Origin of the sequence: Caballeronia sp. INDeC2 (genome assembly GCF_023631325.1) — a bacterium.
Classification (GTDB): domain Bacteria; phylum Pseudomonadota; class Gammaproteobacteria; order Burkholderiales; family Burkholderiaceae; genus Caballeronia.
The window spans coordinates 73,679-94,492 of record NZ_JALQDG010000036.1 but is presented as its reverse complement, the minus strand read 5'-3'; the positions used below and the strand labels follow the sequence as shown (position 1 = coordinate 94,492).

Here is a 20,814-nt window from a genome sequence, read left to right as displayed (position 1 = left end):
TCTTTCCACTGCATGACGACGCATGTTGCGCAAGGCCTGGCGCGGAGAAGAACGCTTCTGGAAAGTCTGGTGGCTGTTGGGCGTGCCGATCCATCTCGCATGGTGGTTCGTCTACCTCGACCTCTGGACGAGCGGCGTCGCTCCCGAAACATTCCTGCTGATCACCGTCTGGTTCTGGCCCGGCATGCTGGGCGTATTCGTCGTCTGCTCGGTGCTGTATCTGCTGTGGTGCACGCTTGCGTGGCGCTGCGCGGGCAATGTCGATCGCCGCGTATGGACGGTCGTCGCGCGCGTGTTGATCGGCGTCGGGCTCGGGTCGTTTCTCACCGAATGCGCGCTGATTCTCGCGGCGCCGTTCGCCTGAATCGCCGATTGCCGCGCACGCGCCCCGGCTTCGCGTGCACAATGTCCGGGCTTGCAGCAAGCCAACGACGAACGGACAACGACGCGCATGCTCAACGAATTCGCCAAGACGGTCCTCGTGATCGTCGCCGGTTTGTTTCCGATCATCAATCCGCCCGCGACGGCGCTTGTCGTGCTGAGCATGTTGCCGCATATCGGCGACGACGATCGCGCGGAGCTCGCGCGGCGCATCTGCATCAACAGTTTCGCGATTCTGCTTGCGTCGCTTTCGATCGGCGCTTACGTGCTGTCGTTCTTCGGCATTTCGATTCCGGTGCTGCGCGTGGCGGGTGGTCTGGTCGTCGCGATGGCGGGCTGGAGTCTGCTCCAGGCGCCCGATGACGACGATTCCGCCGAAACCGCGCCCAAGCCGCGCAGCGGCGCTTCATTGCGCGCGAAGGCCTTCTATCCGCTGACGCTGCCGATCACCGTCGGGCCGGGCGCGATCGCGGTTGCCATCGCGCTCGGCACCGGCTCGCCGCGCCACGGCTTGCAGCCGGTGCATCTCGCGGGCGTGGGCGTCGGGCTGGTGATTCTGTGCGCGAGCATCTACGTGTGCGTGCGCTTCGCCGGGCATCTCGAACGCCTGCTCGGCACCGCGGGCACGCAGGTCGCAATGCGCCTCTTCGCGTTCGTCATCTTCTGCATCGGCGTGGAAATTCTGTGGCTCGGCTTGTCCGAGCTGATCGCGTCGGTTCATCTCACCATCAGATAGCGCAATTCCCCGCACAAACCCCAAGCGACGCTCGCGTATGGCGGCGCTACCATTTTCGGTCGTCGAATGGTAGCGCTACCATCAAGGAGACGCTGCTTGACTCTGCATCGCAAGAAGCCGGAAGATTTGCGCAGTCACCGCTGGTACGGCGTGAACGACCTGCGCTCGTTCGGCCACCGCTCGCGCACGGCGCAGATGGGCTACCACGCGTCCGATTACATGGGCAAGCCGGTCATCGCCGTGCTCAACACGTGGAGCGAAATCAATTCGTGCCACACGCATTTCAAACAGCGCGTCGAGGAAGTGAAGCGCGGCGTCTGGCAGGCGGGCGGCTTTCCCGTCGAAATGCCGGTGATGACGCTCGCCGAGCCGTTCCAGAAGCCCACGACCATGCTGTATCGCAATTTCCTCGCGATGGAGGTCGAGGAAGTGCTGCGCTCGTATCCGTTCGACGGCTGCGTGCTGATGGGCGGCTGCGACAAGACCACGCCCGGCCTGCTGATGGGCGCGATCAGCATGAACCTGCCCGCGATCTTTCTGCCCGCCGGCCCGATGCTGCGCGGCGACTGGAACGGCCGCACGCTCGGCAGCGGCTCCGATACATGGAAATACTGGGCGGAACTGCGCGCAGGCAAGATCGGCGAGGACGAGTGGAAGGGCGTGGAAAGCGGCATCGCGCGCTCGCCGGGACATTGCATGACGATGGGTACGGCCTCGACGATGACGAGCGCCGCCGAAGCGCTCGGCATGACGCTGCCGGGCTTCGCGTCGATTCCCGCGGTGGATTCGCGGCACGCGCAGCACGCATCGCTGACGGGGCAGCGCATCGTCGAGATGGTGTGGACGGACCTCAAGCCGTCCGACATCCTCACGCCGAGATCCTTCGACAACGCCGTGACGACCGTGCTCGCGCTGTCCGGCTCGACCAACGCGATCGTGCATCTCGTGGCGGTCGCGCGGCGCGCGGGCGTGCCGCTCACGACCGCGCGCTTCGACGAACTCGCGCGCGTGACGCCGGTGATCGGCAACATCCGCCCGGCGGGCAAGTATCTGATGGAGGATTTTTTCTACGCGGGCGGCCTGCGCGCGCTGCTCGCCGAACTGGGCGATCTGATAGACGGCTCGCAACGCACGGTCAACGGCGCGACGCTCGGCGAGAACATCGCGGGCGCGGAGATTTTCAATGACGACGTGATCCGCCGCCGCACCGATCCCTTGGTCCCGAACGACGGCCTCGCCGTGCTCACAGGCAATCTCGCGCCCGACGGCGCCGTGATCAAACCGGCGGCGATGGAAGCGCATCTACTCAGGCATCGCGGGCCGGCGGTCGTGTTCAAGGATTACGCCGACATGGCCGCGCGCATCGACGACGAAACGCTCGACATCGCCGCCGATTCGGTGATCGTGCTTCAGCACGCGGGTCCGGTCGGCGCGCCGGGCATGCCGGAGTGGGGCCAGTTGCCGATTCCGCAGAAGCTCTTGAAGCAAGGCGTGCGCGACATGGTCCGCATCTCCGATGCGCGCATGAGCGGCACGAGCTACGGCGCGTGCGTGTTGCATGTGGCGCCGGAGTCGTTCGTCGGCGGGCCGCTCGCGTTGGTGAGGGATGGCGATATCGTCGAACTGGACGTGCCCGCGCGCCGCCTGCATCTCGATGTCGCCGATGACCAGCTCGCCGCGCGCAAGGCCGCGTGGACACCGCCGAAGCGCCCGTTCGAGCGCGGCTTCGGCGTGATGCATCAATTGCATGTGACGCAGGCCGACAAGGGCTGCGACTTCGATTTCCTCGAAGAGAAAGCCGCGACCGGCGGCGACCCCGACATACATTGAGACGCGCAACACCATGACGACACCCGACATCGCCATTTCCGACGAAACGATCGAACTGCTGCGCCACGTCAGCACCGCAACGCTCACGACGCAACTCTTCAAGCGCGGCCTGCGCAACGTGTTCCTGCAAGGCGTCGCGCCGCTCGTGAAGCCCGCGAAAGGCGCGCCGAACATGGTCGGGCCGGCGTTCACGCTGCGCAATATTCCGGCGCGCGAGGATCTCGACCACGTCGGCGTGTTTCAGGACCCGGATCATCCGCAGCGCAAGGCCGTCGAAAGCGCGCCGCCGGGCAGCGTGCTCGTGCAGGATTGCCGCGGCGAACGCAGCGTCGCGTCGACGGGCTCGATTCTCACGACGCGTCTCAAGATTCGCGGCGTCGCGGGCATGGTGTCGGACGGCTGCGTGCGCGATTCGGGCACGATAGGCGATATCGGTCTGCCGCTCTTCTGCGCGGGCGCGAGCGCGCCGCTCAATCTCGCGAAGCACCACGCGGTCGACATGAACGTGCCGATAGCGTGCGGCGGCGTGGCGGTGTATCCGGGCGATATCGTCGTCGGCGATGTGGATGGCGTCGTGATCGTGCCGCGCTACATGGCCGAGGAGGTCGCGAAGGATGCGACCGAGCAGGAGGTCATGGAGGAATTTTTGTCGTCGCGCGTGGAGGGCGGCGCGATGCTGCGCGGCACGTATCCGCCGAACGAGGAAACGCTGGCGGCTTACAAGGCATGGCGCGAGCGGCGCGCGTAGCATCATGACGACAGCCACGCGCCGCATTCGTATGGCGCGAAAGGCGTGCGCATCACCGACGTGGCGACCTCGGCGGGCGTCTCGCCGATCACCGTCTCGCGCGTGTTCAACGCCCCCGACACTGTCGCGACCGAGACGCTCGCTCGCGCGCCATCCCGTCGCCGAACCGGCTGGCCGGCGGGTTGTCGTCGGCGAAATCGCGGCTGATCGCGGCTGATCGCGGCGATCGTGCCGACCGTCGCGCATTCGCTCTTCTCGGAAAAACTACGGCAGAAGATTCCACTTGATGATCGCGCGCACGTCGCGCTCGAAGCCGAGCACGCTCATCGCGGCGGTGTCCATCATGAGATGCGCGCCGAGCGCGGGCGAGCCCGTCGTCCATTGCGCGCCGAACACGCGCGAGAAATGCGCGTGCGAAAAGAGCGCGATGTTCGCCGCGTTCGTCGCGAGTAGCTTGTCGATGAGCGCCTGCGCGCGCCTGCCGACATCGGCGAGATTTTCGCCTTCGGGAATCGGCGATGTCCACACCGACCAGTCCGGCACTTCCCTGCGGATATCCGGCGTCTTGCGGCCTTCGTAGATGCCGTAATTCCACTCGTGCAGTTCCGGCTCGACCTGCGCGCGATCGGCCAATCCCGCGAGACGGCATGTTTCGATCGCGCGGCCCATCGGGCTCGTCAGCACGAGATCGAAGGACTCAGGCGCGAGGACCGGCGCGAGCGCGGACGCCTGCTTGCGTCCGTCGTCGGTGAGCGGGATGTCGGTCGTGCCGGTGTGCTGCCCCGACTTGCTCCACTCGGTTTCGCCGTGCCGAATCAGCCAGATATGGACGCCGCCTTTCATGTTCATGTCGTTCACCCGATGTCTGAAAAATGCGGTTGCGCGCCCGCGCGTTACAGCGTGGCATTCCGCGCCGATCGTCGAAGGCGCGCCGTTAAGCTGCCGTTCAGTCCAGTTCGCCCGTCGCGAACGCCTTCAGCAGATGATGCGCGATCGCGAACGGCTTGGGCGCCGACATGCCCTCTTCGTGCATGCCGTCGAGCATCGCGGCGACTTCCTCGCGCGAAAACCAGCGCGCGTCTTCCAGTTCGTTTTTGTCGACGGTAAGCTCGGTCGAGGCCGCGCGCGCGAAGCAGCCGATCATCAGCGACGACGGAAACGGCCACGGCTGCGACGCGAAATAGCGCACGTCCGTGCAGCGGATGCCCGCTTCTTCCAGCACTTCGCGATACACCGCGTGCTCGAAGGTTTCGCCCGGCTCGACGAAGCCCGCCAGCGCCGAATACATGCCCGGCAGGAATTGCGGCTGACGGCCGAGGAGACACCGCTCGCCGTCGGTGACGAGCATGATCACGACCGGATCGACGCGCGGAAAATGCTGCGCCTTGCAATTCGGACAGATACGCCGCCAGCCCGCGCCGGCGGAATCGGTCGGCTGGCCGCAGTTCGCGCAGAACCGATGACGGCGATGCCAGTCGAGCATCGATCGCGCTTCGCCGAGCGCGCTGACGAGCGGCGGCGCGACGAGGCCTTGCATCGCGATGGGACGAAGCTCGATCGCTTCGACTTCTTCGGCGGTTTTCGCGTTGTCATCGAACGAGGCGGCGAACAGCGCGCGCTCTTCGGCGTCGCAACCGAGAAACACCGTTTGCAAGGGCGTGCCGGCCGAGGCCGCTTCCTGCGCGCTGAAGAGCGGATCGTGCCCGTCGTTGCGCTTGAAGAGCGGCACGTTGTTCAAGAAGAGCAGAAAGCGCGTGGATGGATCGTCCCGCAGGCTGGCGACGAACGCTTCGTCGTCGCGCTTTTCTGACACGCGATCGAGCGGATCGAGCGTAAAACCGATGGCATGAGGCGGCGTGGGCATAGTATTTTTCGTATGTGGCGGCGCGTGCCGGCGTGAATGCCGAAAGGCGCGCCGCGTGACGGGAAGATGCAAGGCCAATCGGGAATCGTAGCGAAGTTGGCGCGTCCTTGCAGGGCGACGCCCGGAGACGCCGATGATCACGCTCTATTCGTATCCTCAGTTGTTCGGTCTCGAAGACAACAATCCGTTCGGGCTGAAAGTGTTCGCGTTCCTGAAGCTCGCGGGCCTGCCGTTCGAGCATCGTCACGTGCTCGACACGAGCGCCGCGCCGCGCGGCCAGCTTCCCTATCTCGTCGATGACGACGAAACCATCGGCGACAGCGATGCGATCGTCGCGCATCTGAAACGCAAATACGCGCTGACGCTCGACGACGCGCTCACCGGCCCGCAACGCGATCTCGATCTGCTGATCCGCCGCACGCTCGACGATCTCTATTGGGTGATGTCGTATTCGCGTTGGCGTGACGATCGTTACTGGCCGTTGTTCCGCGAGGCGCTTATGGAGCAGCATCCGGATATCGGCGCTGAGGCGCTGGAGGGCGCGCGAAAGTACAACTTCGAGCGCTACCGGTATCAGGGGATTGGACGGTACGAGCCTGAGGCCGCGTATGCGCGTGGCATCGCGAGTCTTCAGGCGATGGCGAATCTGCTGGGCGATGGCCCGTTCATGTTCGGCGATGCGCCCGCGAGCATCGATTGCGCGTTGTATGGGTTTGTCGCGAGCATCTGGTTCTACGACATCGATACGCCGCTCAAGCGGTTCGTGGACACGCAGGGCAATCTCGTCGCCCATTGCGAGGCGTTGCGGGAGCGTATGGGGCAGAGTGCGTCGCCGTGAGCGTCACTCCGGCGCGGTCTCCCCATCTTTGCCCGTCAAGCTGATGCTCGACACGCCGCGCTCCACGCTCATACGGTCGAGCTTCGCGTGATTTTTTTGCGGGCGCGCGCCGTCTACCTCATGGCGGGACGGCGGCTAACAGCTCGGAAGGGGCGGGGAGCGGCGTGCTGCAGGGCAGGCAGGAGATTGACTACGCAGCGTCCGATCGCCTCGGCAGCACTCAAAATCGCGCAATGAACTGCGTGACGTTCGGCCTCAGACCGCCATAGTCGGGCGCCGTATCGAAAGAGACCGCGGCGCCGGCTGCGTTGCAATAGCTCGCGATGCGCGGTGAGACGATCTTCTCCGCGCCGGAGAGCACCCTCTCGCACACGCGTTCGAACGCGCGCGCTTCTTCGCGCGGGCTCACGAGGCCCGACGCGCCCGCACGCTGGATGTCGGAGAGTGTGTGCGCGTCGGTCTTGTCGGTGAAGACGATCACGGGCGTGGCCGGGAATGTCCGGCGCAATTCGCGCAGAAACGCGAAATCGTGCGCATAGGAACCTTCCAGACCGCAGCCCAGCACGATCATGTCGTGACTCGCGGCCTTCAGCCTCGCGAGCAACTGATCCGCGTTTCTGACGCATGCCGTCACCCGAAACCGCTCGTGCTCCTCGAACCAGCTTTGCAGCCCGTATAAAACGACGGGGCGATCGTCTGCAACGACGATACTAATTTTGTATTCGCGCTTCATTTTCTTCGGCCGGCTCGACGGACACTGGATCCGGCGGCCGTCCTTTGGTTGCCTAACCGCGCACGTTAGCAAATCGGCCACGGTCACGCTGCGCCGCACAACAAAATGTATCGATTTCTTGTCGATTGGCCGGGGCGCCGTTCGTCGTTCACGTAATCGGCGCTGCAATCGTCGTAGACGCATCGCCCTGTTCATAATCCGCTCGACGACCTGGAGACTGTCAGATGAGCTTGCAACTCTACGCACACCCGTTTTCCTCGTATTGCCAGAAGGTTCTCGTCGCGCTGTACGAGAATGGCACGCCCTTCGAATGGCGCACGCTCACGCCCGAAACGCCGCAATCGATGGCCGAACTCGCCGAAATCTGGCCGATGAAGCGCTTCCCCGTGCTCGTCGACGGCGGCCGGCCGGTGATCGAATCGACGGTGATCATCGAATATCTGGGACTGTTTCACCCTGGCCCGGTGCGCCTCATTCCCGACGATCCGCGCGCCGCGCTCGAAACGCGCTGGATGGATCGCTTCTTCGACAACTATCTGTCGACGCCGCAGCAAAAGATCGTGTTCGACGCGATGCGCGATGCCAACGAACGCGATGCGCGCGGCGTCGCCGATGCCCGCGCGATGCTCGACACGTCCTACGCCTTTCTCGACCGCAAGATGGCCACGCGCGAATGGGCGGCGGGCGACACCTTCAGCCTCGCCGATTGCGGCGCCGCGCCGTTTCTGTTCTATGCGGACTGGTCGCACCGTATCGGGGACGCGTATCCGAACGTGATCGCGTATCGCAAGCGCCTGCTCGCGCGGCCGTCGTTCGCACGCGCCGTCGACGAAGCGCGGCCGTATCGGGCGTTGTTTCCGCTCGGCGCCCCGGACCGCGATTGAGCCACCCAAGCCACAGGAGATCGTATGAGCACGACCACGAACCACGTTCCCGCCGATGAACTCGCGAAGCGCGCGACGATGAGGTTTCCCAACGAAAGCGCCGAATATCGCGAGGCGCGTACCGCGTTGCTGGCCGAGGAAATCGAATTGCGCAGGCACATCGAGCGCGTGGCGCAGATGCGTCGCGCGCTGCCGCCCGGCGGCGAAGTGAAGGGCGATTATCGATTCGAAGGCGAACGCGGCGCGGTCGATTTCGCTGGCCTTTTCGGCGACAAGGACACGCTCGTCACGTACAGCTACATGTTCGGGCCGCAGCGCGAACGGCCGTGTCCGATGTGCACGTCGCTGCTGTCGGCGTGGGAGGGCGAGGCGCGCGACATCGAACAGCGCGTGGCGCTCGCGGTGATCGCGCGTTCGCCGCTCGCGAAGCTGGTGGCGTTCAAGACGGAGCGCGGCTGGCGCGATCTCGGGCTTTTTTCGGATACGAACGGCGCGTTCAGCCGCGACTACCACGCGATATCGAAGGAAGGCGGCGATGAGCCCGCGCTCAACGTTTTCACGCGGCGCGACGGCGTGATCCGGCATTTCTGGAGCGGCGAGATGGATTTCGATACCGCCGACCCCGGCGAGGATCCGCGCGGCGCGCCCGATCTTATGCCGCTCTGGACCGTGCTCGACATGACGCCCGAAGGCCGCGGGACGAACTGGTATCCGAAGCTGGATTACGGACCGCGCAAGTAAGCGTGCTAGTGCGCCGCCCCCGCGAGCGCCGCGTGCGCTTCGATCCGGGCGCGCACGGCGTCGGGCGTGAACGGCGGCGCGTAGAAGCGCACTCCGGTTGCATCGAACAGTGCATTCGCGATCGCCGCCGGGCCGGGCACCGAAGCCGATTCGCCGGACCCGAGCGGCGGCTCGCCCTGACGCGGCATCAACACGACGTCCACAGCGGGCAGCTCCGCGAACGTAATGAGCGGATAACTGCCCCACTCGCGCGACGCAACCAGGCCGTCGCTCATCCGCACGCGTTCCTTCAGCGTGCGGCTCAGCGTCTGCACGACGTTGCCGTGAATCTGATGACGCACGCCGTCGGGGTTGACCATCGTGCCGGTGTCCTGCCCGACCGTCACGCGCTCGATGCGAATCTCGCCCGTTACGCGATCCACTTCCAGATCGACGATCCACGCCGCCCACGCCGCGCCGAATCCGGGGAAGCGGCTGTGGACGTAGCGCGCGTAGGCAATGCCGCGTCCGCGCGCGAGGCGCTGGTTCGCCTGTGTCAGATAACGAGGCGAGGCGCGCGTCTGCCATCCGGCGCGCGCGGCGGTGGCCTGCAACAACGCACGCGCGCGGTCATCGGCCAGATGGCGCAGGCGGAATTCGAACGGGTCCACACGCGCATGAATGGCAAGCTCGTCGATGAACGCATCGTGCGCGAACGAGTTCGGCAGCGCCGACACGCCACGCAGCCACGACGAACGCACCAGCGGCGCGAGGTCGTCGCACACGAAGCGCGTATGCGAGAACGTGTACGGCGACACGGCCGTGCGATCGCCCATCTCGAAGACGCGCGCCTCGGCGGGCATCGCGCCGGTCAGGAGCAGCGCGAGCAAAGGCGCATCGTTCGACGGATAACGCGTCGCGAATGAATACGCGACCGTCTCGCCCGATGCCGACACGCTGCCCGTCACGTCCATGACCTGCGCGGTGCCTTTCGGCTCCCATAGATGCTCGTCGGCGCGCGAAAGCTGCACGCGCACCGGCGCGCGCATCGCGCGGGAGAGGAGGAGGGCGTCGCCGGCGACATCGTCGGCGCAATTGCGGCCATAGCAGCCTGCGGCTTCCATGCGGACGATATCGACATCGGCTTCATCACGCTCCGCGAGCTTCGCCAGATCGTGCCGCAGCGATTGCGGATTCTGCGTGCCCGACCAGATCGTGATGCGCTCGTCGCGATAATCGGCGAGCGCGCACGACGGCCCGATCGACGCATGCATTTGATACGGCCATTCATAGCGGCGCGTGAAAGTCGTCACGCCGGGCCCTGTCGAGGCCGCATCGACATCGCCGCTTTCCTGCAGAAGCCTGCGCTTGGCAGGCGCGCTTTGAATGGCACGCGCCGGGTCCGAGAGATCGGACATTACGGGCAGCGCGCGCCAACGCACCTTCAGCGCCTTCGCCGCGCGAATGGCCTGTTCCTCGCGCTCCGCGACGACGCCGATGAAATCACCGATCACGACTACGCCGCGCACGCCGGGAAGCTTCTCGACGGACGCGCGATCCACATCGATCAGCGACGTGCCGACGAACGCTCCCGCATCGCGCCCGTGATACGGCGGCCGCACCACGCGGCCGTGCAGCATGCCGGGCACGCGCATGTCGTGAACGAAGGTGAGCTTGCCGGTGGCTTTCGCGGGCAGATCGACGCGCGGTGACGACTTGCCGACCACGCGATAGCGCGACGGATCCTTCACGGGCGCCGCGATATCGAGCGTGAGCGTCACGTGTCGATCCTGAAGCAGCGCGCCGAACGAGAGACGCGCGCCATCCTGAGCGATGACGAAACCGTCATCGGTGCGCAAGGACGATGCATCGACATTGAAACGGGCCGCCGCGAGCTCGATCAACGCAAGCCGCGCCTGCGCCGCCGACGCACGCAACGGCACCGCGGAAATCTGGATCGACGCACTCGCGATCGTCGGCCCCTGATTCGGCGTTTCGCTCGAATCGCCGAGCACCATCGTCACGCGATGAGTGGGAACGTCGAGTTCTTCCGCGACGATCTGCGCGAGCGACGTGCGGATGCCCGTGCCGAGATCGACATGGCCGTTGAACGCAAGGATGCTGTCGTCGTCGAGCACGGCGACGAACACTTCGGGCGAGTCCTGCACGTACGTCGACGCGCTACCCGGCTGCCCGGGCGCGGGCGTGGGCGGTGCCACCGGCTGGCGCACGACGACGAGACGGCCGTCGCGTGCCAGCAGTTCACGGCGTGTCGGCATATCAGCGATTGACGATGTGCTTGGGCATCGCGAGCGCGAGGCCGCAACCGAGCAGCATGCACACGCCGAACACGATCAGACCCGCGCTCATGCTATGCGTCCAGTCCTTCAGCCAGCCGATCACGTACGTGCTAGCGAAGCCGCCGAGATTGGCGATCGAGCATGCGAACGCGATGCCCGCCGCGGCGGCCGTGCCCGTCAGGAACGTCGACGGCAGCGCCCACACGACCGGCATCGCCGCGGCCACGCCCGCGTTCGCGATCGACAGCAGGATCACAAGCGCCGCCGTGCTGCCGGTGAAGAACGTGCTCGCGACGAGGCCGAACGCGGTGCACGCGAACGGCACGACGATATGCCAGCGGCGCTCGCGGAACTTGTCCGAGCTCGCGCCGGTGACGAGCATCATCACGACGGCGAGGGCGTTGGGCACGGCCGTCAGCAGGCCGATCGTCAGCGCGCTTTGCACGCCGGAATCGCGCAGCATCGTCGGCATCCAGAAGCTGATCGCGTAGGTACCGAGCAGCACGCACAAGTCGATGAGACCGAGCGCCCACACCTTCGGATCGGTGAACGCATCCAGCAGGCGATGTCGCTTCGCGCCGTGCGCTTCGCTCGCGAGATCGAGCTTGAGGCGCGCACGTTCATCGGCATCGAGAAACTTCGCCGTCTCGGGCGTGTTCGGCAGATAGAAGAACACGAGCACGCCGAGGAAAATCGACGGCAGCGCTTCCAGTCCGAAGAGCCATTGCCAGCCTTGCCAGCCGTGCATGCCGTCGAAGAACGTGACGATCCAGCCCGACAGCGGCCCGCCGACGAGACTCGACAGCGGCAAGCCCATCATGAAGAGCGCGATGATCTTGCTGCGGCGCGCATCGGGAAACCAGTTGGTCAGATAGAGCAGGACGCCCGGCAGAAAGCCCGCCTCGGCGACACCCAGAAGAAAGCGCAGTCCATAGAACTGGCCGGGCGTTTTCACGAACATCGTGAGCCCGGAGAGAATGCCCCACGTGACCATGATCCGCGCGATCCACAGCTTCGCGCCGACCTTTTGCAGAATCAGGTTGCTCGGCACTTCGAACAGGATGTAGCCGACGAAAAACAGACCCGCGCCGAGACCGTAGACCGTGTCGCTGAACTTCAGTGCGTCCAGCATCTGCAGTTTCGCGAGACCGACATTCACGCGGTCCAGATACGCCGAGAAATAGCACAGGCAGAAGAACGGGATGAGCCGCCACGTGAGCTTGCGGTACAGGGCACGCTCGGCTTGCGCGTCGGTGTGCAATGTCGCGCGCGTCGTGTCGAGTGAAGGGGAAGACATGTCGTGTTCCTTGGAGAATCGATGCGTTGTATTGCGCCACCGCGAGTGGGCCGACCTGCGTGTGCGACCTGCCTAAGTTACGAAGACAAAATCTGAAATGCAACGCTTTTTCATAAAAAAGCGCTTTTAAATCAGTTAGTTATGGTTATTTGCGAGGGCGTGCGGAGGCGTCCCCGACGCGTCGCGCGGGGACTTCCGGTGCAGCAGAAAACGGGTTCAGCGGGCCGCTGCGGCGGCGCTTTCCAGCGTATGAAGGGCTTCTTCGAGCGGCATCACGGCCGCGTATTTCTGCGCCATGTCGAACAGATTCGCTTCGTGCGGCGCGATCGCGCGATCGCCGACGCAATCCGAAACGACGAGCGGACGAAAGCCGTGCGACATCGCATCGACGACGCTCGCGCGCACGCATCCGCTCGTCACCGCGCCCGCGACGACGAGCGTCTGCACCGCGCGTTGCGAAAGCCACGGCGCGAGCTGCGTGCCGAAGAACGCGGACGGCACCGTCTTCCTCACGACGAGCTCGCCGCGCGCGGGCGTGAGTTCCGGCACGATCGCGCTGTTCGGATGATCCTCCGTCAGCGTCGCCATGCCGGGCACCTTGATCGAGAAGATGTTGTCGTCGCTGCCGTCGTCCGCATAGACGATGCGGCTGTGCGCGACCGGCCAGCCATGACGGCGCGCGGCCGCGAGCAGTTTTTCCGTCTGCGCGATGGCCGGCCCGATGTTGCCGCCGCCGAAGGTCTGCGGGTCCGCGAAGCCGACCACGAAATCGACGATCAGCAAGCCCACGTTGCCCTTTACGGGCAGCGGCGTGCCGAAGCCCTGGCTCTCGTACACGCCCGATTCGGCGTGGCTTTCAATGACGCTCATGTGCATGCCTCCCAGGTTATCGATCCATCACCTTGCCGTTCAGCACGACGGGCTCGCCGTCGAGCATCACGTCGCAATGACGCAGTGGAATGTCGATATGGCAGGTCGTCGTGCGGCTGCCGCCCGCTTCGTTGTTGGGCCCGAGCGAGAACAGGAAATTGCCTTCGAACGCGCGCGCATCCATGCCGATGGTCGCCTCGCGATCGTAGAGACCGAGCGTCGACCAGCGTGCGCGCGGCTGCAAACCCCAGCCGATGTGCGAGATCGCATAGCCTTCGGGATCGTCGAACGACGCCATGTAGTCGCGCAGCAGCGCGGCATCGACGCCGCCTTCGATACGCGTCGCGTAACCGTTCTCGACGGTCAACGTGATCGGGTCGCTCACGTACTTCTTTTGCGGCAGCAGAATGTCGCCGCGATCGATGACGATTTGCCCGCGCGACTTGCCTTCGTTCGGGAACGTGAGGACGAAGCCGCTCGGCCAGTGATCCCAGCGGCCGGGTTCATCGACGAAACCGTATTCGGAGATCGCCGGAAACTCGCCGAGCGAACACACGAGATCGGTGCCCGACTTCGACTTCACGCTCATTTCGCGCGACGCTTCGATACGTTTTGCGGCGGCGCGCACGCGCGTGCGGTCCGCTTCGGTCGGCACGAGGCGCGCGAGCACTTCGGGCGGCTCGACGGCGAGCAGGATCTTCGTGCCGGTTTTGAGAATATCGTGCTGCTCCGGCGAGAAGAGCAGCGTCATCAGATCGAGGACGAGATCGCTCGCCTTCAATGCGGCGATGGCCGCGTGATTGCCGGTAAGCGGCGTCGTGCCGAGATAGGCGAGCGGGTCGCGCGACAGGGCTTTCTCGCCGTTCACCGGCAACAGATCGAGCCGGTTGACGACAGCGCCCATCGATTGCGTCGCGATGAGGGCGGTGGAGAGCGTCTGCGGATGCGTCGACGCGCTCGTCAGTATCGTCACCGTCTGGCCGGGCTGCAGCTTCGAGAGCGTCAGCACTTGTTTCCAGGCGGCGATCATTTCGTAATCGCTGATGGCCATGTTGGTCGGCTCCTTCGTTTAAACGAGCTTCGCGCCGAGGAAATCGCCGAACGCCGCATAAAAGCCGGCCGCGTTGTCCCACGGAATCATGTGGCCCGCATCCGGCACGCGCGTGTGCTGCAGTTCGGGCGCGAGCGTCTGTATTTCCACGACGTCTTCATCGAGCACCACGTCGCCGCGTTGCGCCGTCATCAGCAGCGCGGGCACGCGCAGCTTCGGCAGATCGGCGTGAATGTCGTCAGTGTGAAAGCCTTCGAAGCTCGCGCGGATCGCGCGTTCGTCGCAGGTGTGCAGCCATTGCGCGCGCAGGCGCAGTTGCTCGTCGGTCCATGTCGGGCAGAAGGCGCGCATGCCTTCCTTGTCGATGCCCTTCTTCGCCAGCGCGATCGAATCGAGATACCACGGCAGTTTCGACGGATACGCTCGGCGGCCCGGGCCGGACACCGGCGGGTCGATCAGCACGGCGCGCGTGAGGCCGCGCGGTTGCATGCGCGCGGCGCGGATCGCGATGCGTGCGCCCATCGAGTGGCCGACGTACGCGTAACGTTCGAGCCCGAGCGCGTCGGCGAGCGCGATCACGTCGGCGGCTTGCGCATCGAGGCTGTAGTCGAGCGCGTCCGATGCCTCGGAGAGACCGCGTCCGCGCACATCGAGCACGTAGGTATCGAAATGCCTGCCGAGCGTTTCCGCGACGAAACCCCACGTCACCGCCGGGCTCGTGATGCCGGGAATCAGGACGATCGCGTCGCGCTTCGCGCGTTCGCCTTCACGGCCGCCATAGCGCAGATAGTGCTGGCGGATGCCGTTCGCGTGAATGTTCGCGCCGTAGAGATAGGTCGATTCCATCGCTCAGTAGGCTCCCGAAAGCAGCGCGCCCGCGCCGGGAACCACCGGTTCGAGATCGAGTTCGCGCAGCATTGCGTAAGTCGTCGCGATGGCCGCGGTGAGAACGGGCTTGCCCGTCAGCGCTTCGACCTTCGGCACGACGGGCAACGAAGGCATCTGCACGCACGCCGAGAGCACGATCACGTCCGCGTCCTGATATTTCAGCGTCTCGACGATCTCGGGCAAGTTACGCGGATCATGACGCGCGACGTCGAGATTGTCCGGAATTTCGAGCGCGCGATAGTCGATCACTTCGAACCCTTCGTTCTGAATGTAATCGACGACGAGTTCGGTCAAGGGCTTCATATAAGGCGCAACGACGACGACGCGCTTCGCCTTCATCACCTTCAGCGCATCGACGAGCGCGCCCGCGCTGGTGATGACCGGCGCGGCGCCGCCGTTCTCGGCCGTGTGCTTCGTCAAGCGCGCCTGCGAGACGCGGTGATAGCCGCGCCCCATCGCCATGATCGCGACGAGGCACGCATAACCGAGCACATCGACGCGCGCATCCGAAAGCTCGACGGCGCAGCGGTCCGATTCCGCGTCCATCGCGGCGAGCTCTTCCTTCACGACTTTCTTCATCCGCATGCGGCTCGAATGAAACGTGAAGCGCTCGGGGCGGATGGTCTGCCGCGCGAGCAGCATCGCTGGAATTTCGGTTTCCATCGTCGTATTCGAACTCGGCACGATCTGGCCGATGCGAAAGCTCTTGCTCATCTCTCTTCGACTCCGTATGTCAGGCACTGCGAGTTGGCGTTCGGGTTTGATGAAGTCTAGTGTACACACTTTAATTAAACAAGATTAACGGATGTTTTATTCGTGGTGCACGCCTGCACAATCTCAGTGAAAACCCGCATATAACGCGCTAAATCAGTGTTTCCATGAGTCGATGACTACCTTTTAAAAATTTCTTGTCGCTCCAAAATCGAATGTGTACACTCAAATGACACTTTCGAAACCGGCTCGACGACGGACTGTCGCGGCGAGCGCCAGACATGGAGAAAACATCATGAAGAAACCCCGTATCGCGATCGTTGGCGCGGGTCTCGGCGGCACGGCCGCGGCCGCGCTCATGCAGCGCGCCGGATATCAAGTCCGTCTGTATGAGCAGGCGCCCGCGTTCTCGCGTCTCGGTGCGGGGATTCATCTCGGCCCGAACGTGATGAAGATCATGCGGCGCATCGGTTGCGAGGACGCGCTGAACGACATGGGCTCGCATCCGGATTTCTGGTTCAGCCGCGACTGGCAAAGCGGCGAGGCGATCGCGCAGATTCCGCTCGGCGATTTCGCGCTGAAGCATTACGGTGCGTCGTATCTCACGGTGCATCGCGGCGACTTTCACGCGCTGATGACCGAAGCGCTCGCGCCGGACACCATCGCGTTCAACAAGTGCCTGAAGAGCATCGAGGACACGGGCGATGAAGTGCGCCTCACGTTCACCGACGGCACCGTCGAAACCGCCGACATCGCGATCGGCGCGGACGGCGTGAACTCGCGCATCCGCGAGCATCTGCTGGGCGCGGAGCCGCCGCGTTACACGGGCTATGTCGCGCATCGCGCGGTGTTTCCTGCGTCGCGACTCGGCGCCGATCCGTTCGATCTGTGCGTGAAGTGGTGGTCGGAGGATCGCCACATGATGGTCTATTACGTGACGGGCAAGCGCGACGAGATCTACTATGTGACGGGCGTGCCGCAGGCCCAGTGGCCGCAAGGGCAGTCGGTCGCGCCGAGCAGCCGCGAGGAGATGCGCGAGGCGTTCGCGGGCTATCATCGGTCGGTGCAGAAGCTGATCGAGGCGACGCCCGAAGTCACGAAGTGGCCGCTGCTCGAACGCGATCCGCTGCCGCTCTGGAGCCGTGGCCGTCTCGTGCTGCTCGGCGACGCATGTCATCCGATGAAGCCGCATATGGCGCAGGGGGCGGCGATGGCGATCGAAGATGCCGCGATGCTCGTGCGTTGTCTCGACGAAACCGGCACGAACGACTACGCCAGCGCTTTCGCGCTGTACGAGGCGAATCGCGCGGAGCGTGCATCGAAGGTGCAACTCGTGTCGCACAACAATACGTGGCTGCGCTCGAACGAAGATCCGGCCTGGGTGTTCGCCTACGACGTGTTCAACGAACCGCTGAAGGCGCCCAAGGCGAAGGAAAGCGCGGCCGTCGAAGCCTGACGCACAACGCCGATGACCGAACCCGTATCGAATGCGCAAGCCGTGACGCTCACCGTCAACGGTTGCACGCGCACCGTCGCCACCGAGCGAAGCACGCCGCTGCTCTTCGTGCTGCGCAACGACTTCGAGCTGAATGGGCCGAAATACGGTTGCGGTCTCGGCCAGTGCGGCGCGTGCACCGTGCTGATGGATGGCGGCGCGACGCGTTCCTGCGTGGTGCCGGTCGCAGCCGCCGTGGGACGTGAGACGACGACGCTCGAAGGCCTCGGCGATATCGACGCGCCGCATCCGATCCAGCGCGCGTTCATCGACGAACAGGCCGCGCAATGCGGCTATTGTCTCAACGGCATGATCATGAGCACGAAGGCGCTGCTCGAGCGCAACCCCGATCCCGACGACGACGCGATCAAGGACGCGCTGCGCTTCAATCTGTGCCGCTGCGGCACGCATCTGGAGATACTCGCGGCGGTGCGGCGCGCGGCGCAGTATGTGCGCAACGATACGCGGGCGCGAGCGCCATGAACGACATGAGCGAGCCGCGGGTTAGGGAGATGACGGCGAGGGCGACGCTCGCCGCATGCGTGATCGTCGATATCGATGAACGCGTCGAACGGATGGCGCTCGATGACAACGTGTCGTGGATCGCGATGGGGCGCATCGGCGCATTCGTTTCCGATGATGCCGCTCGCGCGTTAGATGCCGCACGATGCGTTGCTGCTGTGTCGAACGATTCTGCGGTCGTGCCATCGCAGGCGCGCATGCCGCATGAAGCGCGCTACACGTGGCCGCTTTTCGACGATGCGCTCCATCCATGCGATGTCCTCGCACGTAACGACGGCGCGTCGATCGAGGTGTGGTGCGCCGTCCGCGATGAAGCGCGCCTCGTCGCGCAACTGGCCGAGGCGACGGGCCTGCCTTCGTCGCGCTTTTCCGTGCACGCGACGACGCACGATGACGATTCCACGATCGCAGCGCTCGCGGCGCTCGCGGCGGTAATGCTGCTGCATCGCACGGGACGCGCAGTGCGCGTGCATGGTTTGATGAATGCGCACGAAAAGAAGGACGTTGCGTTGCATCTCGGCGCTTCGCTGGATGAAGATGCGCGTCTGCACGAATGGCGCTATGACGTCGATACGGGCCGTCGCGAGGTCACGGCAACGCAATCGCCTAACCCCTACATGACGCATCGGGAGTCGATGCACGCGGGCGCGGGCCACGACGAGATCCCCAACGCGGCTCATGCCTTCGCACGCGAATCCTTCGTCGATGAAATAGCTCGCGAGCGCGACATCGATCCGCTCGACTTTCGTCTCTCGCATCTGAACTCCGTAGACGACGAAGGCGCGCGCGAACTGATCGGCACGCTTGCGGATCGCGCTGCATGGAAGGCGAATCCCACGCGCACGAAGAACGATCGAACGCTGCAAGGTCGGGGCTTCGCATTCGACAAGCAGGAAAGCACGCCGCCTTCAGTGCCGGCGTACAGCGCGTGGATCGTCGATCTCGATGTGAACCGCGCAACCGGCGATGTCGCGATCCGGCGCGTGGTCGCGGGTAGCGCGAAAGGGCGGCGCGGCATCGGCGCGATTGCGGGCGTATCGTCGGCGCGAATCGCGGCGGCGGCGTCGAGGCTGATCGGTGTGCCGCTCGGCGTACGGGCCGCGCACGATGAGACGCCGCATGTGCAGCCGCTTGCGCATCGAGTCGAAACGACTGCGCTCGACGAAGCGCACGCCACGAATGAAGAACCGCTGATCGATACATCGCCGGCCGCCGCGGCCATCGCGAACGCGCTCTTCGATGCGACCGGCGTGCGTTTCCGTTCACCGCCGTTCACGCCGGAGCGTGTGCGCCAAGCGTTGATCGGGACGAAGCCGCCAGGCCTGCGCCGCTCATGGCGTGGCGCGTTGGCCGCGACGGGCTTCGGCGGCCTCGTCGCGCTCGCCTGCACTGCGTGGCCCTGGCGTGCGCCCATCGCGCCTGTTGCGCGACCGGACGCGTCGACATGGTCGCAAGCCACGCTCGCACGCGGACGCGAAGTCGCCGCGGCGGGCGATTGCGCCGTCTGTCACACGGCGCCCGGCGGCGCGGTGAATGCGGGCGGACTCGCGCTCGAAACGCCCTTCGGCACGGTCTATACGACGAACATCACGCCCGACGAGAAGACGGGCATCGGCAACTGGTCGTTCGCGGCCTTCGATCGCGCGATGCGACAGGGCATTTCGCGCGACGGACATCATCTCTATCCCGCGTTCCCGTACACGTCGTTCGCGAAGCTGAGCGACGCCGACATGACCGCGCTGTATGCGTATCTGATGTCGCAACCCGCAGTCGAATCGCGGCCGCCGCAAACGCGTTTGCCGTTTCCGTTGAATCAGCGCGGGCTCGTCGCGGGCTGGAATGCGCTCTATCTGAAGCAGGGCGAGTACGCGCCCGATCCGGCGCGCTCGGCGTTGTGGAATCGCGGCAAGTATCTGGTGGATGGCGCGGGGCATTGCGGCGCGTGTCATTCGCCGCGCAACGCGATCGGCGCGGAGAAAGGCGGGCGGCTTTATCTGACGGGCGGCAGCGCGGAAGGATGGATTGCGCCGTCGCTGACGGCGAACTCGAAGTCGCCGGTGCGCTGGACGGAAGCGGCGCTCTTCGACTATTTGCGCACGGGCTTCTCGCACGAACATGGTGTGGCGGCCGGGCCGATGGCGCCGGTCGTGTCGCATCTCGCGACGCTGCCGGAAGCCGATATACGCGCGATGGCGCATTACGTCGCGTCGCTATCGCACGTCAGCGGCGATGTGCGCTCGCCGGTGCGACAGGATGCTTTACGCGTGCACGGTTTTGAAAACGGCAAGCGGATTTTTGATGCCGCATGTGCGGTTTGTCATGCGCAGACGGGTGGTGTCGGCAATTTCGGCGTCAGGCCTTTGCTTTCGCTCAATACGAGTGTCAATGACAAGTCGCCCGATAACCTGTTGCATGTCATTCTGCACGGCATCGATGCGCCTGCTACCGGTGAGCTTGGTTATATGCCTGGTTTCAAGGACTCGTTCGATGATAAGCAGGTCGCCGATCTTGTTGCTTATATTCGGGCGGAATTTGCGCCGGGGGAGGTGGCATGGGATGGTGTCGCGGATGCGTCGGCGAAGGTTCGGTTGTCGGGGCATTGAGGTCTTGTTTGCCGGATCCCGATTTCATGTTGGTCTATTAGCACTGGCCTCCCCGGGGCGGGGGCACTTTCTTTGGCTAGTGCAAAGAAAGCAACCAAAGAAGGCAACCAAAGAAAGCAGCGCTTTCAGGCCCGCGGTCACACGCAGTTTGGCCATGCTTGCCCGGTGTTCGTGGGCTCATTAGCGAGTGCCCTCAAAGACCTGACCGGGCTTGGACCGCGCACGGTCTGACGAGCTAGAACTTATAGCACGTTGGTTCAGCACAGCGCTGCGCGCTGCCGCCGGGTTTGCAAGGGAAGCAGCGAGTGACGCGTGCAGTGAGATGGAGACGATAGTAAAGAAG

General features: G+C 64.7%; 19 protein-coding genes and 1 pseudogene. 11 read left to right on the top strand and 9 right to left on the bottom strand.

The genetic code is table 11. The features are described from left to right. Positions 1-22 precede the first annotated feature (22 nt). The 5 genes and pseudogenes from NCS28_RS23230 to NCS28_RS23210 form a co-directional block, all read left to right on the top strand. Positions 23-364: a hypothetical protein gene (locus NCS28_RS23230; protein WP_250516127.1), complete on the top strand. Its 342-nt coding sequence runs from the start codon at positions 23-25 to the stop codon at positions 362-364. A gap of 87 nt (positions 365-451) precedes the next feature. Continuing rightward, positions 452-1,117: a MarC family protein gene (locus NCS28_RS23225; RefSeq protein WP_250516126.1), complete on the top strand. Its 666-nt coding sequence runs from the start codon at positions 452-454 to the stop codon at positions 1,115-1,117. Between the two features lie 96 nt (positions 1,118-1,213). Beyond that, on the top strand, positions 1,214-2,947 hold the full coding sequence (gene araD, locus NCS28_RS23220) for an L-arabinonate dehydratase (protein WP_250516125.1): 1,734 nt from the start codon (positions 1,214-1,216) through the stop codon (positions 2,945-2,947). Between the two features lie 13 nt (positions 2,948-2,960). Then, the gene (locus NCS28_RS23215; RefSeq protein ID WP_250516124.1) at positions 2,961-3,695 is read left to right on the top strand and encodes a ribonuclease activity regulator RraA; all 735 of its coding nucleotides are present in this window, start codon (positions 2,961-2,963) and stop codon (positions 3,693-3,695) included. A gap of 45 nt (positions 3,696-3,740) precedes the next feature. Beyond that, a pseudogene (locus tag NCS28_RS23210) lies at positions 3,741-3,965 on the top strand (LacI family DNA-binding transcriptional regulator); the annotation flags it as partial. Here the strand turns inward: NCS28_RS23210 and NCS28_RS23205 are convergent. Both NCS28_RS23205 and nudC read right to left on the bottom strand, forming a co-directional pair. Further along, positions 3,960-4,538 carry a histidine phosphatase family protein gene (locus NCS28_RS23205; RefSeq protein ID WP_250516123.1) on the bottom strand — a complete coding sequence of 193 codons (579 nt, stop codon included), beginning with the start codon at positions 4,536-4,538 and terminating at the stop codon, positions 3,960-3,962. The pseudogene NCS28_RS23210 and the gene NCS28_RS23205 sit on opposite strands and share 6 nt — an antisense overlap. A 103-nt stretch (positions 4,539-4,641) precedes the next feature. Beyond that, positions 4,642-5,559 carry an NAD(+) diphosphatase gene (gene nudC, locus NCS28_RS23200; protein ID WP_250516122.1) on the bottom strand — a complete coding sequence of 306 codons (918 nt, stop codon included), beginning with the start codon at positions 5,557-5,559 and terminating at the stop codon, positions 4,642-4,644. Positions 5,560-5,692: 133 nt separating this feature from the next. On the opposite strand from nudC, the gene NCS28_RS23195 reads away from it, so the two are divergent. Then, on the top strand, positions 5,693-6,397 hold the full coding sequence (locus NCS28_RS23195) for a glutathione S-transferase C-terminal domain-containing protein (RefSeq protein WP_250516121.1): 705 nt from the start codon (positions 5,693-5,695) through the stop codon (positions 6,395-6,397). A 220-nt stretch (positions 6,398-6,617) separates the two neighbouring features. Here NCS28_RS23195 and NCS28_RS23190 read toward each other — a convergent pair whose 3' ends face one another. Further along, complete coding sequence (locus NCS28_RS23190; RefSeq protein WP_250516120.1) at positions 6,618-7,130, bottom strand: response regulator; 513 nt, start codon at positions 7,128-7,130, stop codon at positions 6,618-6,620. A 224-nt stretch (positions 7,131-7,354) separates the two neighbouring features. Here NCS28_RS23190 and NCS28_RS23185 point away from each other — a divergent pair, with 224 nt between their 5' ends. Then, on the top strand, positions 7,355-8,014 hold the full coding sequence (locus tag NCS28_RS23185; RefSeq protein WP_250516119.1) for a glutathione S-transferase family protein: 660 nt from the start codon (positions 7,355-7,357) through the stop codon (positions 8,012-8,014). Positions 8,015-8,038: 24 nt separating this feature from the next. Beyond that, a complete protein-coding gene (locus NCS28_RS23180) occupies positions 8,039-8,755 on the top strand; it encodes a DUF899 family protein (RefSeq protein WP_250516118.1) in 717 nt (238 codons plus the stop codon). A gap of 5 nt (positions 8,756-8,760) precedes the next feature. Here NCS28_RS23180 and NCS28_RS23175 read toward each other — a convergent pair whose 3' ends face one another. The 6 genes from NCS28_RS23175 to NCS28_RS23150 form a co-directional block, all read right to left on the bottom strand. After that, a complete protein-coding gene (locus NCS28_RS23175) occupies positions 8,761-11,013 on the bottom strand; it encodes a xanthine dehydrogenase family protein molybdopterin-binding subunit (protein WP_250516117.1) in 2,253 nt (750 codons plus the stop codon). Position 11,014: 1 nt separating this feature from the next. After that, positions 11,015-12,331: an MFS transporter gene (locus tag NCS28_RS23170; RefSeq protein WP_250516116.1), complete on the bottom strand. Its 1,317-nt coding sequence runs from the start codon at positions 12,329-12,331 to the stop codon at positions 11,015-11,017. A 216-nt stretch (positions 12,332-12,547) separates the two neighbouring features. Then, a complete protein-coding gene (locus NCS28_RS23165; RefSeq protein ID WP_250516115.1) occupies positions 12,548-13,201 on the bottom strand; it encodes an isochorismatase family protein in 654 nt (217 codons plus the stop codon). Positions 13,202-13,217: 16 nt separating this feature from the next. Further along, positions 13,218-14,252 (bottom strand): 2,5-dihydroxypyridine 5,6-dioxygenase NicX family protein, encoded by a 1,035-nt coding sequence (locus NCS28_RS23160; protein ID WP_250516114.1) that lies wholly within the window; start codon positions 14,250-14,252, stop codon positions 13,218-13,220. A gap of 18 nt (positions 14,253-14,270) precedes the next feature. Then, a complete protein-coding gene (locus NCS28_RS23155; protein WP_250516113.1) occupies positions 14,271-15,098 on the bottom strand; it encodes an alpha/beta fold hydrolase in 828 nt (275 codons plus the stop codon). Between the two features lie 3 nt (positions 15,099-15,101). Further along, complete coding sequence (locus tag NCS28_RS23150; RefSeq protein WP_250516112.1) at positions 15,102-15,854, bottom strand: maleate cis-trans isomerase family protein; 753 nt, start codon at positions 15,852-15,854, stop codon at positions 15,102-15,104. 292 nt (positions 15,855-16,146) lie between these two features. Here NCS28_RS23150 and NCS28_RS23145 point away from each other — a divergent pair, with 292 nt between their 5' ends. Genes NCS28_RS23145 through NCS28_RS23135 form a run of 3 tightly spaced genes read left to right on the top strand, consistent with a single transcriptional unit; the run spans position 16,147 to position 20,471 of the window. Next, complete coding sequence (locus tag NCS28_RS23145) at positions 16,147-17,307, top strand: FAD-dependent monooxygenase (RefSeq protein WP_284505637.1); 1,161 nt, start codon at positions 16,147-16,149, stop codon at positions 17,305-17,307. Positions 17,308-17,319: 12 nt separating this feature from the next. Then, entirely contained in the window at positions 17,320-17,829 is a 510-nt protein-coding gene (locus NCS28_RS23140) for a (2Fe-2S)-binding protein (RefSeq protein ID WP_250516111.1), read from the top strand. Beyond that, a complete protein-coding gene (locus NCS28_RS23135; RefSeq protein WP_250516110.1) occupies positions 17,826-20,471 on the top strand; it encodes a c-type cytochrome in 2,646 nt (881 codons plus the stop codon). The genes NCS28_RS23140 and NCS28_RS23135 overlap by 4 nt, the downstream gene beginning before the upstream one ends. The last annotated feature ends 343 nt before the right edge of the window (positions 20,472-20,814 follow it).

Coding starts and splice junctions, on each gene's coding strand:
- NCS28_RS23135 (WP_250516110.1), top strand. CDS start 17,826: ATGAACGACATGAGCGAGCCGCGGGTTAGGGAGATGACGGCGAGGGCG.
- NCS28_RS23155 (WP_250516113.1), bottom strand. CDS start 15,098: ATGGAATCGACCTATCTCTACGGCGCGAACATTCACGCGAACGGCATC.
- NCS28_RS23230 (WP_250516127.1), top strand. CDS start 23: ATGTTGCGCAAGGCCTGGCGCGGAGAAGAACGCTTCTGGAAAGTCTGG.
- NCS28_RS23145 (WP_284505637.1), top strand. CDS start 16,147: ATGAAGAAACCCCGTATCGCGATCGTTGGCGCGGGTCTCGGCGGCACG.
- NCS28_RS23165 (WP_250516115.1), bottom strand. CDS start 13,201: ATGAGCGTCATTGAAAGCCACGCCGAATCGGGCGTGTACGAGAGCCAG.
- NCS28_RS23215 (WP_250516124.1), top strand. CDS start 2,961: ATGACGACACCCGACATCGCCATTTCCGACGAAACGATCGAACTGCTG.
- NCS28_RS23185 (WP_250516119.1), top strand. CDS start 7,355: ATGAGCTTGCAACTCTACGCACACCCGTTTTCCTCGTATTGCCAGAAG.
- NCS28_RS23160 (WP_250516114.1), bottom strand. CDS start 14,252: ATGGCCATCAGCGATTACGAAATGATCGCCGCCTGGAAACAAGTGCTG.
- NCS28_RS23205 (WP_250516123.1), bottom strand. CDS start 4,538: ATGAAAGGCGGCGTCCATATCTGGCTGATTCGGCACGGCGAAACCGAG.
- NCS28_RS23175 (WP_250516117.1), bottom strand. CDS start 11,013: ATGCCGACACGCCGTGAACTGCTGGCACGCGACGGCCGTCTCGTCGTC.
- NCS28_RS23195 (WP_250516121.1), top strand. CDS start 5,693: ATGATCACGCTCTATTCGTATCCTCAGTTGTTCGGTCTCGAAGACAAC.
- NCS28_RS23150 (WP_250516112.1), bottom strand. CDS start 15,854: ATGAGCAAGAGCTTTCGCATCGGCCAGATCGTGCCGAGTTCGAATACG.
- NCS28_RS23180 (WP_250516118.1), top strand. CDS start 8,039: ATGAGCACGACCACGAACCACGTTCCCGCCGATGAACTCGCGAAGCGC.
- NCS28_RS23225 (WP_250516126.1), top strand. CDS start 452: ATGCTCAACGAATTCGCCAAGACGGTCCTCGTGATCGTCGCCGGTTTG.
- NCS28_RS23190 (WP_250516120.1), bottom strand. CDS start 7,130: ATGAAGCGCGAATACAAAATTAGTATCGTCGTTGCAGACGATCGCCCC.
- nudC (WP_250516122.1), bottom strand. CDS start 5,559: ATGCCCACGCCGCCTCATGCCATCGGTTTTACGCTCGATCCGCTCGAT.
- NCS28_RS23170 (WP_250516116.1), bottom strand. CDS start 12,331: ATGTCTTCCCCTTCACTCGACACGACGCGCGCGACATTGCACACCGAC.
- NCS28_RS23140 (WP_250516111.1), top strand. CDS start 17,320: ATGACCGAACCCGTATCGAATGCGCAAGCCGTGACGCTCACCGTCAAC.